General features: G+C 41.3%; 17 protein-coding genes. 15 read left to right on the forward strand and 2 right to left on the reverse strand.

Going from position 1 to position 17,576, the window contains the following annotated elements; translation table 11 throughout:
- Positions 1-3: 3 nt before the first annotated feature.
- Both CYLST_RS03505 and CYLST_RS03510 read right to left on the reverse strand, forming a co-directional pair.
- Complete coding sequence (locus CYLST_RS03505) at positions 4-678, reverse strand: carbonic anhydrase (protein WP_015206322.1); 675 nt, start codon at positions 676-678, stop codon at positions 4-6.
- A gap of 245 nt (positions 679-923) precedes the next feature.
- Positions 924-1,958 carry a response regulator gene (locus CYLST_RS03510; RefSeq protein WP_015206323.1) on the reverse strand — a complete coding sequence of 345 codons (1,035 nt, stop codon included), beginning with the start codon at positions 1,956-1,958 and terminating at the stop codon, positions 924-926.
- Positions 1,959-2,604: 646 nt separating this feature from the next.
- On the opposite strand from CYLST_RS03510, the gene CYLST_RS03515 reads away from it, so the two are divergent.
- The 15 genes from CYLST_RS03515 to CYLST_RS03585 all read left to right on the forward strand — a co-directional run bounded on the left by CYLST_RS03515 (position 2,605) and on the right by CYLST_RS03585 (position 17,526).
- The gene (locus CYLST_RS03515) at positions 2,605-5,328 is read left to right on the forward strand and encodes a CHAT domain-containing protein (protein ID WP_015206324.1); all 2,724 of its coding nucleotides are present in this window, start codon (positions 2,605-2,607) and stop codon (positions 5,326-5,328) included.
- Positions 5,329-5,497: 169 nt separating this feature from the next.
- Positions 5,498-5,908, forward strand: coding sequence for a hypothetical protein (locus CYLST_RS03520; RefSeq protein WP_015206325.1), 411 nt, complete (start codon positions 5,498-5,500; stop codon positions 5,906-5,908).
- An 8-nt stretch (positions 5,909-5,916) separates the two neighbouring features.
- On the forward strand, positions 5,917-7,215 hold the full coding sequence (locus CYLST_RS03525) for a hypothetical protein (RefSeq protein WP_015206326.1): 1,299 nt from the start codon (positions 5,917-5,919) through the stop codon (positions 7,213-7,215).
- A gap of 214 nt (positions 7,216-7,429) precedes the next feature.
- Complete coding sequence (locus CYLST_RS03530) at positions 7,430-8,161, forward strand: Uma2 family endonuclease (RefSeq protein ID WP_015206327.1); 732 nt, start codon at positions 7,430-7,432, stop codon at positions 8,159-8,161.
- Positions 8,161-9,129 carry an RluA family pseudouridine synthase gene (locus CYLST_RS03535; protein WP_172642173.1) on the forward strand — a complete coding sequence of 323 codons (969 nt, stop codon included), beginning with the start codon at positions 8,161-8,163 and terminating at the stop codon, positions 9,127-9,129. The genes CYLST_RS03530 and CYLST_RS03535 overlap by 1 nt, the downstream gene beginning before the upstream one ends.
- Before the next feature lie 684 nt (positions 9,130-9,813).
- Entirely contained in the window at positions 9,814-10,332 is a 519-nt protein-coding gene (locus CYLST_RS03540) for a globin family protein (RefSeq protein ID WP_015206329.1), read from the forward strand.
- A gap of 75 nt (positions 10,333-10,407) precedes the next feature.
- A complete protein-coding gene (locus CYLST_RS03545; RefSeq protein WP_015206330.1) occupies positions 10,408-10,896 on the forward strand; it encodes a globin family protein in 489 nt (162 codons plus the stop codon).
- 190 nt (positions 10,897-11,086) lie between these two features.
- Positions 11,087-11,923: a phycobilisome rod-core linker polypeptide gene (locus CYLST_RS03550; protein ID WP_015206331.1), complete on the forward strand. Its 837-nt coding sequence runs from the start codon at positions 11,087-11,089 to the stop codon at positions 11,921-11,923.
- Positions 11,924-12,017: 94 nt separating this feature from the next.
- The gene (locus tag CYLST_RS03555; protein WP_015206332.1) at positions 12,018-12,791 is read left to right on the forward strand and encodes a HEAT repeat domain-containing protein; all 774 of its coding nucleotides are present in this window, start codon (positions 12,018-12,020) and stop codon (positions 12,789-12,791) included.
- 107 nt (positions 12,792-12,898) lie between these two features.
- Positions 12,899-13,546: a HEAT repeat domain-containing protein gene (locus tag CYLST_RS03560; RefSeq protein ID WP_015206333.1), complete on the forward strand. Its 648-nt coding sequence runs from the start codon at positions 12,899-12,901 to the stop codon at positions 13,544-13,546.
- 625 nt (positions 13,547-14,171) lie between these two features.
- Positions 14,172-14,693: a C-phycocyanin subunit beta gene (locus CYLST_RS03565; RefSeq protein WP_015206334.1), complete on the forward strand. Its 522-nt coding sequence runs from the start codon at positions 14,172-14,174 to the stop codon at positions 14,691-14,693.
- A 79-nt stretch (positions 14,694-14,772) separates the two neighbouring features.
- Positions 14,773-15,264: a C-phycocyanin subunit alpha gene (gene cpcA, locus CYLST_RS03570; protein WP_015206335.1), complete on the forward strand. Its 492-nt coding sequence runs from the start codon at positions 14,773-14,775 to the stop codon at positions 15,262-15,264.
- 158 nt (positions 15,265-15,422) lie between these two features.
- On the forward strand, positions 15,423-16,283 hold the full coding sequence (locus tag CYLST_RS03575) for a phycobilisome linker polypeptide (RefSeq protein WP_041233408.1): 861 nt from the start codon (positions 15,423-15,425) through the stop codon (positions 16,281-16,283).
- 132 nt (positions 16,284-16,415) lie between these two features.
- On the forward strand, positions 16,416-16,661 hold the full coding sequence (locus CYLST_RS03580; protein WP_015206337.1) for a rod-capping linker protein CpcD: 246 nt from the start codon (positions 16,416-16,418) through the stop codon (positions 16,659-16,661).
- Between the two features lie 10 nt (positions 16,662-16,671).
- On the forward strand, positions 16,672-17,526 hold the full coding sequence (locus CYLST_RS03585; RefSeq protein WP_015206338.1) for a C-phycocyanin alpha-cysteine-84 phycocyanobilin lyase subunit CpcE: 855 nt from the start codon (positions 16,672-16,674) through the stop codon (positions 17,524-17,526).
- Positions 17,527-17,576: the final 50 nt, after the last annotated feature.

Below are 17,576 nucleotides of genomic sequence, written 5' to 3' on the forward strand. Positions count from 1 at the left end.
TTACTAAGCAGATTTTGGGAACATCACGCTCGTTTTTAGTCTAAATTCCAGCAGCAACGGGCACGGGTGTAAATGCCATTCCACAGTTGAGACATTCAAATCTTTGATCAACCCAGTGCGGATATCCAGCACCCAGCCATGAACCATCGGCGCTTTTTGCTCATGCAGTACCTGACGCATGATAGAAGTTTGGTAAAGATTTTTTACCTGTGTCAGAACATTGATTTCTGCCAAGCGATTCAAACGTTGTTCTCTCGTTGGCAAAGCATCAATTTCATCTTGTTTCTGTAAATAAAGTTCCCGAATCGGATTCACCCAATTATCAATAATTCCGATTGTCCTCCCTTCTAAAGCCGCCTTAATTCCGCCGCAATCATAGTGACCACAAACAATAATATGTTCTACCTGTAGATGCAAAATTGCATATTCTAAAACTGCTAAAAAGTTAATATCCGTCAGCGAAACTTGATTAGCAATATTACGATGTACAAATAACTCTCCAGGTTCAGTGCGGGTAAAATTTGTTAACGGCAGACGACTATCAGAACAACCGATGTAGAGAAAGGGAGGTGTTTGTCCCCTGGATAAATCTTCAAAGTAATTCGGGTCTAAAGCCAGCTTGTCAGCTACCCAAGTCTGATTGTTTTTGAGGAGATAATGAATGCTATTATATTTCATCAAACTAGATGGAGCATATTATATATATTTTAGCTGTTTTACAGCCTTCACTATGGCGATTTGCACTCCTTCAAATCTAAAATCTTTATATAGTAGATCATTTTGTTTTCACCACCTAAATAGAATTGCTGTATAAGTTAAATATGAGTAAGTTGTGGTTATACAATTTCGAGGACTCATGCTTACGAACGTAAAACTCTTAATTTACAGTAGGGGTAATTCATGAATTACCCCTACATTTGTAATTAAACGATGTGTTGAAAGATTATTTTGAGTAAATCTCCTTGGGTAAAAGACTTAGGCAAATAGCCAGATGCTTTGACCATTTTAGCTTTAGCTCTATCTCTCAACCCGATTTTACCTGTCACCATGATTACAGGTGTCTTTTTAAAATATATATGCTTACGCAACAAAGAGCATACTTCATAGCCATCTAAATTTGGCATTGCTACATCTAGCAAAATTAAATCGGGTTTGATGCGGAGAATTTCCATTAAGGCTTTTGAAGCATCAGTGACACCAATAACAGAAAATATTTGATCATCTAAATAACTGTCGATAGCATTTAATACTACAGGGCTATCAACAATACTTAAAATTTTGTAGGTTTTTTTGTCTGTAGGTTGTGAATAAATTCCCTGATAGCTCTTTTCAGTTACTTTATTAGTTTTTATTTCTGGTAATCGTTCCTCAGTTTTTGTTTGAACTAGAGGTTGATTTTCCTGCCAAAGATGAGCATATTGCTCAGGAGAAACTTTTGAACCCCCTTGACACTGTTCAACTAATAAACGCAAATTCAGATGACAAAACTTAGGCAGATCATCTAGAAAGCTATCGGTCAGAAATTCATAACTTCCTTCTTCTAATTTGAGAAATGATTCTAAAACTTCTAGAGCCAATTGCTCAATTAGTATCGCTGCTTGAAAGGAACTAATAAATTTCTGATTGACTAACCAGCAAATAGCCAAATAATCTGGATTTGGTATTGCTTTATTATCTAGCCCTGTTTCAAATATTGCCCGTAACTGTTCGTGAATTCCTCTAGGAAGCGTAGAAACCTGCTGACTCAACCGCTGTAAGTTTCTGTAAAGCGGCTCAAACATTTTCTCTGAAAAACAAGCGTAAATCAGCTTACCTTCATCTATGTATAATGACCAAGAACCTGAAGTGCTAAATACTTGTAAACAACCAGTAAATGACTTACCAGTTATTTTTTTTAACAGAGATAGGGGTTGTATTTTCTGGAAAAATCGGTATCTACTAATTGGAAGTGTTTTCATTCAAACATCTCAAGGATGAAAAAATTTGCTCTTGGTAGATCACCCTTTGAGAATTCGCAGCGATATTACTGGATGCACTGAAAGATAAATATCGCGGTTCACGTTTGGGCGAGTATAGCAACTCCCATGTCGTGACACCCAATACCTCACACCCCACACCCCAGTTTTTAACAAGTCAGATTACAGCAAACTGCAATTTACTCGAGTAGAAATGCTCAAGAGTAACAAGGTGCAAATTATGCCAGAAAACATTATTCCAAAAATTTGATTTACTTTCTGTATCTTTCGCTAATCTAGATTCCCTAACATTAAAACCTCACCCTGTCCTGACGGACATCCCTCTCCTTGCTAAGGAGAGGGAAAGATAAAGCGATAGCAGAACCAAAGTCTTTTTCAACCTCAAAAATTCCTGACTAACATCTCTCTCCTTGCTAAGGAGAGGGAAAGATAAAGCGATAGCAGAACCAAAGTCTTTTTCAACCTCAAACAGTCCTGACGGACATCCCTCTCCTTACGAAGGAGAGGGACAGGTTTTGCGTAGCAGAACCAGGGTGAGGTTTAGAGATGTCGGGAATCTTGCTATTCATAACTCATTGAAGATGGCTACAAGTAATAATAGTAATAAGCATTAACCCTATGTAGCCAAATGACCCTAAACCCCAACCTAGAAACATTACTCCAGCAAGGAAATGACCAATTGGATCGGGGAAATTACCAAGCAGCTTTCGCGACTTTTCAGCAAGCTGTGACACTGGAACCGCCAAATCCCCAGGTGTTTTATGGGTTGGGTTTAGCTAGCTTTCGGCTGGAACGATATCAAGAAGCGGTGAAATACCTCAACCAAGCTTTGGTAATTCAGCCTGATTATATTTTGGCATTAGCGCGTCGGGGTATGGCTTACAAACAACTGAAGGAAACGCAGTTAGCAGATGCAGATTTTGAGCAATCGATCGCACTTTCCCCCCAAAATGCAGAAGATTGGCGCGGTAGAGGTCTTGCGCTGGATGAGTTAGAGAGACATGAAGAAGCGATCGCATCTTACGACAAAGTTATAGAATTCAAACCTGACGACGACACAGCTTGGTATAACCGGGGAATTGCGCTGTATGCGTTAGGGAGATATGAAGAAGCTATCACATCATACGACAAAGCCATAGAATTCAAACCTGACGACAACATAGCTTGGGGTAGTCGAGGAATTGTGCTGTATGAGTTAGAGAGATATGAAAAAGCGATCGCATCATACGACAAAGCCATAGAATTCAAACCTAACGACGACACAGCTTGGAACAACCGAGGAAATGCACTGTATCGCTTAGGGAGATATGAAGAAGCGATCACATCATACGACAAAGCCATAGAATTCAAACCTGACGACGACACAGCTTGGAACAACCGAGGAAATGCGCTGTTTCATTTAGGTAGAGATAAAGAAGCGATCGCGTCTTTCGACAAAGCTATAGAATTCAAACCTAACAAAGATGAAGCTTGGTTCAACCGAGGAAAGGCGCTGAATGATTTAGGGAGATATGAAGAAGCGATCGCATCTTTTGACAAAGCCATAGAATTCAAACCTGGCGACCACTATGCTTGGAATGGTCAGGGATTTGTGCTGGATGATTTAGGGAGATATGAAGAGGCGATCGCATCATACGACAAAGCCATAGAATTCAAACCTGATTACCACGAAGCTTGGTTCAACCGGGGAATTGCGCTGTTTCATTTAGGGAGAGAAGAAAAAGCGATCAAATCCTGGCTAGAAGCGAAAGCCATTTGTGAACAAGCCTTAAATTCCCTAAGTTTTGAGAACTTTCCCCAACGCAATATGCAAACATTGCAAGAATTATTGCGAGTGTGTTCGGCTTTAGGTGACACTCAGACATTCCAGCAACGCCAAGAAGAAGCAACACAGCGACTTGAGGAATTAGTCAGTAAATGCCAATCTAAAGAAGAAGAAATCACCCTACGGCGAAAATATGCCGCTTTTGACCAATTGCGAGTAGATATCCGCCTTCAATCTCCAAATAAACAACAGCACATCAAAGCTTTGGAATTAGCGGAAGCGCGGAAAAATATTTGTCTAGCTTGGTTGCGGGAAGGTTGGGATGATCAACCACCCAGTTTTGATTATCAGGATATGCAAAAACTACTTAATCCTCAAACTGCGGCGGTTTACTGGCACATCAGCCCCAATGCTATCACCACTTTTATTATCAAACACAATCAGCCGCCTATAGTTTTATTTCCCGTAAAAAGAGAAATACAATTTTACTTCAACTCCTTTTCTCAGACGTTGCCACAACAGAGAACATCTAACTTTTTAGATTATTTTCAGCAACTCAAACGCTTTCAAGAATGGATGCAGCAATGGAAACAAGATTATCAAGATTATTGTGAGGGTAATTACACCAATACAGCCAAAGAAACAGCCCCTTGGCGGCAAAAAATGGACAATATGTTGCTGACTAAACTCTGCGACATCTTAGAAATTAACCGCATTCTAGAAAATCTCCAAGATATTGAAGAATTGATATTAATTCCCCACCGAGAATTACATTTACTGCCTCTAGATTGCCTATTTCCCGGAAAATCCAACATCACATATTTACCAAGTTTTCAGATAGGTATCAAGCTTTTAGCACAACCGTATTTATCACCGCAGGCAATAGTTAATGTAGTAAGTAACGAGTTAGCCTTCTCCACTATTGAATCAGTTGCGCTGGCTTCACTATATCCAGAATGTCAGCCATTGCAAATCCCACCCGTCAAACACCAAGAATTAATCATGGCTTTGCAACAAAATACAGGGTTATTTCATTTTTCTGGACATGGCAACCATAACCCAAAACAGCCACGAGAGTCGTTTTTGATGTTAACTGAATCTGATAAATTGACTTTGGGAGATATTTTTGATAATGATGAATTAGACTTTAGTAAGTATGAATTAATTTGTCTTTCAGCTTGTGAAACAGGGATGAGTAGTTCAGAAAACTTGATTGATGAATATGTAGGTTTAGTGAGTGGCTTTTTAGCCAAGGGTGCAAACTATGTTGTTAGTACTTTATGGCGAGTTGATGAACGGTCTACTGCTATATTAATGATTAGATTTTACCAATTAATCAAGGAAACTCTAACTCCTCCTGCGGCTTTGAGACAAGCTAAAGAATGGTTGAGTCAGTTAACTTATAAAGGTTTAGCCAATTGGTATTTGGAGTTAGCAAATAAATTAAATGAACCCCAGTGTAGAGAGTTTATAGAAACTGAAGTGCAAATAATTAAAAATGACCCAAATAAAATAACATCAAGTGAGCCTATTTATGCTCATCCTTATTATTGGGCTGGGTTTATTTTAACAGGTAAACCGAGATGAAAAAGATTCACAGAACCTCACCCTGGTTCTGCTACGCAAAACCTGTCCCTCTCCTTGTGAAGGAGAGGGATGTCCGTCAGGACAGGGTGAGGTTTTTCCTTAGTTTTAAATTCGAGGTAGCAGCCTTTGCAACCTGCATTCTCAAATCAAATAACCCTAATATAAATTTATGCTCAACACACCACAAACAGTCACTATCAACGCTTTTTTAACAGCTTTGTTAAAATTAGATTCTCCATTACCCGCAAAACTCCAGCAGGAAATTAATCAGGTTGGACAAATTTTTGCAGACACCCCGACTGATGCCATTAACCGCTTGCTAGAATTAGCTAAAGATGATGTGCTGAAGGAATTTTATTTGCAAGCAAGGATGAATATCCAGCAGCAATATGAAATTCAAGAACGCAATAAACACCGTGACTTGAAAAAAGAAAGTCAAACTAATGCTACTGACCCAGAAATGATTGAAAATTTAGCAATTGCTATGCCTTCAAAGTCAATTGAAGCAATTTTAAAAGCTGCTGATTCTCCTGCTGAGGCGAAAAAATATGCAGTAGAAATTAAGCTAGTTATTCAATAAAGTTTTTAATGAACAAAATCAAGTATCCCACTCTCGATTTATTTATCTACAATCTCACAGAGGTATCAGATAAAGATGCCTATGAAAAGTATTGGTTTAATTTGCCGTCAGAAGTCGAACAGAAAAGATTATCAACTGTTACAGTTAGAGAACCTGAATATTTTGAGTTTGGAATTGCTACTCGTAAAATAGATGGTTCCTATAGTCGCACTACAGTAGATGATACTTCTTGTTTAAACTATTGCTGCTCTTTTGATGAAGAAGTAGAATTATCTAATTTACCATCAATCTTAACTGAATTAAAAAATTTAGCTTTACTGCCAAAGATTGATAATTTACCAGCAGGACATCTTTCAAAAGCTGGTTATCAAGGTCAAACTTGGATGATGTCAGGTTCGATGGTTCCCGATAATAGCCAAATTACTGAAATTGAAGCTATACAAATTTATCAATCTTTAATTGCTGACGGACATCAATATTTAATTAAAGGGGAATTTTTAGGTGCAACTGTCTATGAAATGTGGCGGGGAAAAACCCAGTGGGAAGGAATTGAAAAAGACAGTCATGTAATAATTGTATTCTATCCTGATGAAAAAACCTTTGTTGATGTTGTATCTAAGAATTATTATCTTCATTGGCTTTCTTTGTTTTATTGGCGACAAAAAATAATTTGGGCTTATCAACAAGGTAGAGAACTCAAAGCTGGATTAGCGAAACAGATACAAAGCAAAAAGGATATTACTGTTGTATCCAATGATTTATCCAAAAAAGATTTGGGGGGACTGAAGACAGAGTTACAACAAAATGGACTAAATCTATCAGTATATATTCAAGATATAAATTGGCTACAAATTCAACAACATACAGTCCAAGTTAATTTAGGAAATTACAAACTTCAGTGCGATAAACACTTCAAAACGTCAGTTTGGTTAACAGAATTTAGTAATATAGTTGAAAACAAGTATAAAGTGCAATTAGAAAAAGACTATCTCAGTCTGAATGCTGGATTAGCTTTATTAGAAAATGAGACTACCACCATTCGCGGTATGGTGGAAATTCAACAAGCACAAAGGGAGCGAAATCTTAACACGATTATTGCAATTGTAGGTGTTGGACTAGGCACTAGCCAAATAACATCTTCTGCGATTATCGCCCAAAAAACAGATCCCGAAAATATCCCCTTTTACCAAACAAAAGCCCTTTGGTACAGCATTGGTGCAGGTGCAGTAGCTAGCTTCAGTCTCTGGATAACAATTTTGATTTTATTTCGCCTTAAAAGCATGCTACAGCGTCGGTTTCGCCCTTAAATCCAGCACCAGACGATTAAAATCGCGTCTACCAGAACAAAGCCTGCCAAAGCCGGCTCAAAACCCTTCATTTTTTATTAGTCCACGCAGGTGGACTTTGTTTGTGTAGCCGCGACTTCCAGTCGTTCGGGCTAGGTGCAAGATATGAATTAACACGCCTGTTTGGCGATTTGTTAAAATTAATAACACCGCCCATTAACTGGGAATTACCGTAATGGTTACACAACTAACACCTGACACCAAAAAAGAGATTATCTACCCTTCAAGTGACGGACAGCCAATGGCAGATAACACAAAACAGTTTGAGTTGATTGTACTAATTAAAAAAAACTTGGATTTGTTGTTTGCCAATGACCCAAACGTATTTATAGCTGGAGACTTACTTTGGTATCCAATAGAAGGGAATAACACCAACCGGAGAGCGCCGGATGCTATGGTAGTATTCGGCAGACCAAAAGGCGATCGCGGTTCTTATCTGCAATGGCGAGAAGATAATATTCCTCCACAAGTTGTGTTTGAAATTCTCTCCCCTGGCAATAGTGTTAAGGAAATGATTGGAAAATACAAATTTTATGAACGCTATGGGGTGGAAGAATATTATCTATATGATCCAGATACCAATGAGTTAAGCGGTTGGTTGCGTTCTGATGGTGAATTAGCCGACATTCAGCAAATGGCTGGTTGGGTAAGTCCTCGTCTTGGTATCCGCTTTGAACTATCAGATGGTGAACTGCAAATTTATCGTCCTGATGGACAACGTTTTCTCAATTTTGTAGAACTAGACCAGGAACGACAGCAAGAAAGACAACGGGCAGATCAAGCTGAGACCATAGCAGCACAAGAACGTCAACGGGCTGAACAAGAACGTCAACGGGCTGAACAAGCCGAAGCAGAGTTGCTATCTCTCCGTGCTTTACTCCAAGAAAGAGGAATTAATCCAGAATAATTGTGACCGAATTTAAATTAGAAGTTCCAGAAAAAAGCGATCGCATCGTCAATACCTCCGGCGATCGCCTAGATCGCTATCTTTCCCAAGAATTATCAGACATCTCCCGTTCCCGCATTCAACAGCTAATCGAACAGGGAAACGTCCAACTCAACGACAAAGTTTGCACGTCTAAAAAGATAACTCTCGTTCGGGGCGATCGCATTACCCTAGAAATCCCAGAAGTTAAACCCCTGCAACTCCAAGCCGAAGACATCCCCCTAGATATTCTCTACGAAGATGACCAGCTAATCATCCTCAACAAACCGGCAGGATTAGTCGTACATCCTGCACCGGGACATCCAGATGGCACACTCGTCAACGCTTTGTTAGCACATTGTCCCAACCTTCCCGGAATTGGTGGAGTCCAACGGCCGGGAATCGTCCATCGATTAGATAAAGATACCACCGGTGCGATCGCGATCGCCAAAACAGATATCGCCTTTCAACACCTTCAAGCACAACTCCAAGCAAAAACTGCACGGCGAGAATATTTAGGTGTAGTTTATGGTGCGCCAAGAACTGAAAGCGGTATCATAGATTTACCAATTGGTCGTCATCCCCAAGATAGAAAAAAAATGGCAATTGTCTCCATAGAACAAGGTGGAAGAAATGCCATTACTCACTGGCAAATACGAGAACGCCTTGGTAACTACACATTAATTCACTTCCAATTAGAAACGGGACGTACCCATCAAATTCGCGTCCACAGCGCCAAAATCGGTCATCCCATAGTCGGCGACCCAATTTATAGTTCTGCTCATTCCATTGGCGTAAATTTGCCCGGTCAAGCCCTACACGCTTGGAAACTAAAGTTGCAGCATCCGATATCTGAAGATTTGATCGAAGTGACTGCCCCCCTTCCCCAAACTTTGACGACTTTGCTAGAAATTCTCCGCCGGCGAATCGGCATTTCTGCCGAAAACTAAAAAGAAATCTGAGAAATCTGAGAAATTTTTCAGATTTTTCTTAACTAATTTTTACAAAACGTCACAAACAAATTCGACATCAAAGCAGCAGTAGATAGCAGCAGTAAATGCTGTAAATACTGGTATGCATCATTTTTTTGGATATAAGGGAATAGGCTTAATACTTAAATTATTTCATAAGAATCATTATCATTTCCTTGGAGAAAAATCTTAAATGTTATATTTAATACATTAATTATAAATAAATAATCTTTGAAATGCTTATATAAAACAATTTACTGACAGTAGCAAACATTTATAAGCTTAATATGCTACTAAATTTTTGAAAAACTACAATAATTTATGAAGTTAAGTAACGATAAATGTCTTATTGTAAAGAGATTTATTAATCAAAACGACCCAAAGCTTTGTAGGTAGAGAGCTTTAGCAGAATGTTGTATGGATTAACACAATTACATAAAACTTAATAAAAAATTAATGCAAGCGATATATAAAATACAAACAGCTTTAAAACGCAATTAAAAAAAACAAGCAAAACGCAAATTTCTTTGGTTAGTTAATTGCACATAATCAGGCAACATTTATGTCTTCAATGTGCAAAAATTACCAGGTTTTGTCTTCGATTTTTGTCTTGAATAATTAATTGCTATTGAAGTCAGCAATAACCTTTGAGAGGAATAAAAAATGCTTGACGCTTTTTCTAGAGTAGTTGAACAAAACGACAAAAAAGGTTCTTACCTAAGCGCTGACGAAATCAATGGATTAACAGCAATTGTTGCTGATAGCAATAAGCGGTTAGATGTAGTTAACCGTCTCACCAGCAATGCTAACTCCATTGTGGCAAATGCTTATCGCTCCTTAGTCGCTGAACGTCCTCAAGTATTCAACGCAGGTGGTGCTTGCTTCCACAACCGTAATCAAGCTGCTTGTATCCGCGATTTAGGATTTATTTTGCGTTATGTCACCTATTCAGTACTAACAGGTGATGCCAGCGCGATGGATGATCGTTGCTTGAATGGTTTGCGCGAAACCTACCAAGCTCTCGGCACTCCTGGTGATGCTGTGGCTTCAGGAATTCAAAAAATGAAAGATGCAGCAATCAGCATTGCCAATGATTCCAATGGCATTACCAAAGGTGATTGCAGCCAACTGATATCTGAAGTAGCTGGCTATTTTGATCGCGCAGCTTCTGCTGTTGTCTAATAAAAGTATTTTGCCAGATTTTTTTCAAAGCAGATTGTTAGTAATTACTCGAAAATTCAGGAGATTAAGAAAATCATGAAAACGCCTTTGACCGAAGCGATCGCCGCCGCCGATGTTCGCGGTTCTTACCTGAGCAACACCGAATTACAAGCGGTATTTGGTCGTTTCAACCGTGCTCGTGCTGGTTTAGATGCTGCTAAAGCCTTCTCTGAAAACGGCAAAAAATGGTCGGAAGCAGCAGCGAATCACGTCTATAAAAAATTCCCCTACACCACTCAAATGAGTGGCCCTCAATATGCCTCTACCCCAGAAGGCAAATCCAAGTGTGTACGGGATATTGACCATTACCTCCGCACCATCAGCTACTGTGCTGTCGTCGGTGGTACTGGCCCCTTAGATGAATATGTAGTTGCTGGCTTGAGCGAACTCAACAGCGCCCTTGGTTTATCTCCTAGTTGGTATGTAGCTGCTCTAGAGTTTGTCCGTGACAATCATGGTCTGAGCGGTGACGTTGCTGGTGAAGCCAACACTTACCTCAACTATGCGATCAACGCATTGAGCTAAACAAACACCCTTGGGTCTTTAGAAATAGATAAGTGCTAGATAAGTAGATTGACAAAACTAAATGTTTTTTCGTAGCGCTACTACGAACATTACTGTTTATTAATGTCTATTTACTAAATCTGAGTATTTTTCTACTTCCAAAGACCCAAATTTCTTTCCACAATAAATTTGCAAAGGAGCGATTGTCAAGATGAGTAGTTCAGTCGCAGAACGGCTAGGAATTAGAGATTTAGCCAGCGAAAAAGTTGAGCTTCGCCCAAATTCCAGTGAAGAAGATTTACAACTGGTGTTTCGGGCTGCCTACCAACAAATTTTTGGGCGTCAAGGCGTATATGCCAGCCAAAAATTTACCAGTGCCGAATCTTTGTTACGTAACGGCAAAATCGATGTCCGCGAATTCATTGAGATTTTAGCCAAATCTGAATTTTACAAGGAATGCTTTTTTTACAGTAACTCTCAGGTGCGTTTTATAGAATTAAACTATAAGCACTTACTGGGGCGCGCACCTTACGATCAATCAGAAATTGCTTACCACACAGACTTGTACGCTTCTAGTGGCTACGATGCTGAGATTAATTCTTACATCTATAGCCCAGAATATAACAACGGCTTTGGTAATTCTGTCGTTCCTTATTACCGTGGATTTAAGTCAATTCCAGGAATGAAGACGGTAGGATTTAACCGCATATTCGAGCTTTATCGTGGTGATGGCAACAGTGATAACGCTCAATTAGGCGGCAAAAATTCGCGCCTGCGGACAAAAATCTCGCTGAATTTGGCAAACTGGATTTCGCCACCAACTTCTGCTGGTACTGGCTTTGCATCATTAGCACCGACGTTAATCAGTTCTGCTCCACGGGGAGATAGTCGGATGTTTGTGATTGAAGTGATCGCCGGTAATATTGGTAGTAAAGCAGCATTGCGTCGTAGTCAACAGGTTTACACTGTACCTTACGAGCGACTCTCTTCTCTATACCAAGAAATTCACAAGCGCGGCGGTAAAATCACCAAAATTTCGCCCGTTTAAAACAGCAGGAAAACAGACAAGACAAGGAGGATCGGGGAAGAATTCTAGAAGACTTCTCTCCCTCCTTTTAATTCCTATTTCCCCAATCTTTGCAATGACTGCTGCTAACTCTGTCGAACCAATTCTTTCTCCAGAAGCAGCGATCGCGGCGCTGTCTTGTGACGATAACCAAATCCGCTATTATGCTGCTTGGTGGCTGGGTAAGCATCAAGCGCAAGCAGGCTGTGAGGCGTTGTGCGATGCCCTGTTTGATGTTAGGTATCGCATCCCATCAGGGGGGTATCCTCTGCGTCGTCAAGCTGCACGGGCTTTAGGGCAACTGAAAAATCCTCAAGCAGTACCAGCATTAATTGCCGCCTTGGAATGTGATGTGGATTTGCGTCTGCGGGAAGCAGTAATTGGGGCTTTAGCGGCTATTGGGGACAAGCAGGCTGTGACACCTTTGCTTAATCTTTTGCAAGAGAGTCATGAACAACCCTATGAAGCACTAATTGAAGCACTAGCCACTTTAGAAGTTTGGTCAGCTCGTTCTCAAGTTGAGTCTTTTCTCAATCATTCTTCCGAGCGAGTGCAATGTGCAGCCGCTCGATATATGTATCTTTTAACTCAGCAGCCCGAATACATTGAACGCATTATCAAAAATCTCAATCATGACAATATGTATTTACGCTGGGCTGCGATATTTGATTTGGGCGCAGTTGGTCATCAGCAAGCTATACAGGCAATTTTAGCGGCTAAAGTTCCTAACAGTTTGAAGCTATTAAATTTGAAGCGAATGTTAGAAGGAGTTTTGGATAATGAGGTTTGTCAAAAGGAAACATCTCAGTTACTTTTCCAAACAATTGATGATTTGTTAATTCAGCTTTGAAATGAGAACTTAGAAATTTAGGAATTGGAGACTTGGGTGTTAAGAAAAATCTTAGTATCTAGTCTCCAATCTTTTTTACCAGCGTTTTTTACCTGCATGATTTAAATATGAACACACAGAACTCTCATCATATCGAGCAATTGATCTCGCAATTAAACCACGCCTCAACTCCTCAAGATGCGATCGCGGCAATCACTACCTTAGCTGCTAGTGAAAGTAAAGAAATAGCCATGATCAATGCCTTAATTCAAGCTTTAAGCCATCATCATCCCTCTGTAGGCGCAGCATCTGTCGCAGCTTTGGTAAGATTAGCGCCTGCAACAGTAAAACCGTTAATTACCGCTTTTGCTGCTTCTAGCGATCAGGGCTTACAAGCCTATATTATTCAGGCTTTAGCCCAAATTGGCTCTCCAGAAGCCCTTGATTTGTTAGCTGAAGTTGTGGGCGTTGCAGTAGCCAATCACTGCCAGGGAAACGTCCGCCGCATTGCTGCACGGGGACTGGGACGGATAGGTAGTACTTGTAACGACACAGAAGTTATCCGTTGTGTTGAAGAAAAGCTGACTTGGGCGTTGCTCACCCCTGAGGATTGGGGACTGCGTTACGCAGCTGCGGTTTCTCTGCAAGAAATTGCTACACCAGAGGCTAGCGCCGCCTTACAACAGGCGATAGCCCAAGAAGCAGATAAAGTTGTACTATCTCGGATTACCACCGCCCTAGCGGCGTTAAGTACTGACGGGGGTGGGGGGTGCTGAATTGAGGAGTAATTTTCCTCGATTCGGCACTCCCCATTGCCCTAATTACCCCATCTCAACCCTAGGAGGACGAATTGTGGAGACTTAGAACAATATTTTGAAATAAAAAATTTACATTCCTTAACAAAATCTGCGGGGACTACAAATGCCATCTGAATCTGCAACGTATTGTTTTTTCAAGGTTTTTGCGAAAATTAAATAAATCTTAAACAAGGAAAATGCTCTATGTAAATGCAACATTTATGTAGTTTTGTTACAAAGATATTTGTCTTTTCTCAGGCGGAGTCCTTGTATGTAAAGGATTTGAGGCATTTCTTATTCCCCCAACTTATTTATTCACAATTTGTAACAAATAAAGGATCTATAGCATTGTATAAACATAAACTGGAGGGGTAAAACAACAGACGAAAGTTAAACGCGGCAATCAATTCATTAAGGTTTGCCAGCTTCTCATAAAATCACCCCAGATTCTCATATTTCTCATTCATCGTAGTGGCAAGCAAATGTGAGACTAAATTGAGAGGCAGTTTAATTCCTGGTCTGTTGTCAGCCATTCTAGATTGATAAAAGATTGACAGTTTTAAATCTGACATCTTTCAACTAAGTAATTAGGAGATTAGAGTCCATGACATTAGATGTTTTCACCAAGGTTGTATCCCAAGCCGACGCTAGAGGCGAATTCCTGAGCAACGAACAACTCGATGCTTTGGCAAACGTTGTTAAAGATGGCAACAAGCGCTTAGATGTTGTTAACCGCATCACCAGCAACGCTTCTGCTATCGTGACCAACGCATCTCGTGCTTTGTTTGAAGAACAGCCCCAACTAGTAGCTCCTGGTGGTAACGCTTACACCAACCGTCGTGCGGCTGCTTGTTTGCGTGACCTAGAAATCATCTTACGCTATGTTACCTACGCTATCCTAGCAGGTGACTCCAGTGTTCTCGATGATCGCGCTCTCAATGGACTGCGTGAAACCTACCAAGCATTGGGTACTCCTGGTTCTTCCGTAGCTGTAGGCGTTCAAAAGATCAAGGAAGCAGCGATCGCGATTGCTAACGATCCTAACGGTATCAGCAAGGGTGATTGCAGCCAATTGATTTCTGAAGTAGCTGGCTACTTTGATCGCGCTGCTGCTGCTGTTGTTTAATAGCATTACAAAAACCCAGAACCTAAAAAATTAGGTGTCTAGGTAAAAAAATTACGAATTACCAAGGAGATTTGAAATCATGGTTAAAACCCCAATTACCGAAGCTATTGCAGCTGCTGATACTCAAGGACGTTTCTTAGGAAACACCGAACTTCAAGCTGTCAACGGTCGTTTTCAACGTGCTGCTGTTAGCTTAGAAGCCGCTCGTGGCTTGACCTCAAACGCTCAACGTTTGATTGATGGTGCAACCCAAGCTGTATACCAAAAATTCCCTTACACCACCCAAACACCAGGACCACAATACGCTGCTGACAGCCGTGGTAAGTCCAAGTGTGCTCGTGACGTTGGTCACTACCTACGCATCATCACTTATAGCTTAGTTGCTGGTGGTACAGGTCCCTTGGATGAGTACCTGATTGCTGGTTTGGCAGAAATCAACAGCTCCTTTGAGTTGTCTCCTAGCTGGTATGTAGAAGCTCTGAAGTACATCAAAGCCAATCATGGCTTGGGTGGTCAAGCTGCTAACGAAGCTAACACCTACATTGACTATGCAATCAACGCCCTCAGCTAGATAGCGTTATGCCCGGAGAGGGATGCAAGTGTTAGATGGAATCACCTAGCAGTTGGATCTCGCTCCGGGCATCGTTTTATCTGGGTATAGATAAAAAGCATAATTTGAGCGAGCACTCGGCAAAATTAGCCGAAGCGCAAATAAATAGGGGAAAAAAAATGGCAATTACAACAGCAGCATCAAGGCTAGGAACAGAGCCTTTTAGCGAAGCACGTCGAGTTGAACTGCGCCCCAACGCTAGCAGAGAAGAAGTCGAACAGGTGATCCGCACCGTTTATCGACATGTTTTGGGTAATGACTATATATTGGCATCAGATCGCCTTATTAGTGCAGAATCACTTCTCCGGGATGGCAACCTGACAGTGCGGGAGTTTGTCCGCAGCGTTGCTAAATCAGAACTCTACAAAGCAAAATTTTTCTACAATAGTTTCCAAACCCGGTTGATCGAACTCAACTACAAACATTTGTTGGGTCGCGCTCCCTATGATGAGTCTGAGGTGTCTTACCATTTAGACTTGTACATTAGCCACGGCTACGATGCTGAAATTGACTCCTACATTGATTCTCAGGAGTACCAAAACAACTTTGGCGACAATGTTGTGCCTTACTACCGTGGTTTTGATACTCAACCAGGGCAAACAATTGCTGGCTTTAATCGGATATTCCAGTTATACCGGGGTTATGCCAATAGCGATAACGCTCAGGTACAAGGCAAAAGATCACGTTTAGCTGAGGAATTGGCAAGTAACAAATCTTCCTCAATTGTTGGACCATCTGGTAGTAACGATAATTGGAATTTCCGTGCATCTGCGGATATAGCTCCCAAGCAAAACTTAGGTAATGCTGTAGGTGCAGGCGATCGCTCTTACCGAATTGAAGTCACGGGGATTCGCGGTCCTGGTTATCCCAGTGTACGACGTAGCAGCACAGCGTTTATCGTACCTTACGAGCGGCTTTCTGACAAGATCCAGCAGATTCACAAGCAGGGTGGCAAAATTGTCAGTATCATCTCAACCTGAAGCAGGCAAAAGGTAAAAGGCAAAAGGTAAAAGTAAAAAGAGAGCGGTCTTTCTTTTGACTTTTGATTGATGACTTCTTCCCCCTGCCTCTTAGGTCGGCAATAGGCAAAAATTAGAGGAGCTCGAGTAATAATGTTTGGTCAAACCACACTTGGTGCGGGTAGCGTTTCCTCATCCGCTAGCCGAATTTTTCGTTACGAAGTTGTAGGCTTGCGGCAAAATTCAGAAACCGACAAGAATAAATACAATATTCGTCGTAGTGGCAGCGTGTTTATCACAGTGCCTTATAGTCGCTTGAACGAAGAATATCAGCGAATTACCCGTCTAGGCGGGAAAATCGTCAAAATTGAACTGTTGAGCACCCCGGAGGCCAACTAAAGCCCTGGCAATGATAGAACCCAGTGGATCAGAATATTCTGCCGATAATGGGCCACATCTCACACCAGAGCTAGGGTTCGCCGAAGGCGTGCGGGACGCAATCGCCAATCTGCAATCATCAGATTTAAGTCTCCGCTATTATGCTGCTTGGTGGCTGGGTAAATTCCGGGTTAGTCAACCAGATGCTATAGATGGACTAATTGCGGCGTTAGAGGATGAAGCCGACAGAACTGAATTGGGAGGTTATCCACTACGACGCAATGCGGCCAGAGCACTGGGGAAACTCAGCAATGCCAAAGCTGTACCAGGCTTGATTAAGTGTTTAGAATGTCCTGACTTCTACGTGCGCGAAGCAGCAGCCCAATCCCTGGAAATGCTCCGGGACAAAACAGCAGTATCTGCACTCATAGGACTGCTAGATGGGGGTGTCTCAGGTGCCGTGCAAGTACCCGGACGCCCCCACCTAACCCAGCCCTACGAAGCAGTGATCGAAGCCTTGGGATCTATTGGTGCAACTGAGGCTATTTACCTCATTCAGCCTTTCTTAGAGCATCCAGTACCAGGTGTGCAGTGCGCCGCAGCCAGAGCAATGTACCAACTTACACAAGACCCTGCTTATGGGGAACACTTAGTGAAAATGTTGGACAACAACGATCTGAAATTGCGCCGTGTTGCTTTAGGGGACTTGGGTGCAATCGGGTATGTGGCCTCTGCGGAGGCGATCGCTTATGCCAAAGCCGAAAATAGCTTCAAACTCATTGCCCTCAAAGGATTGCTTGAGCATCAACTCACCGGCGAGTTAGATTTCCTCAGTGTTTCTGATGATGCAATCCGGGTTATGAAGTTGATGGATTCACTTTTGTAGTCAGTTGTCAAATGTTCAGTTGTTTTTTGCCACTGACTATTGACCACTGA

This window comes from Cylindrospermum stagnale PCC 7417 (genome assembly GCF_000317535.1).
Lineage (GTDB): Bacteria > Cyanobacteriota > Cyanobacteriia > Cyanobacteriales > Nostocaceae > Cylindrospermum > Cylindrospermum stagnale.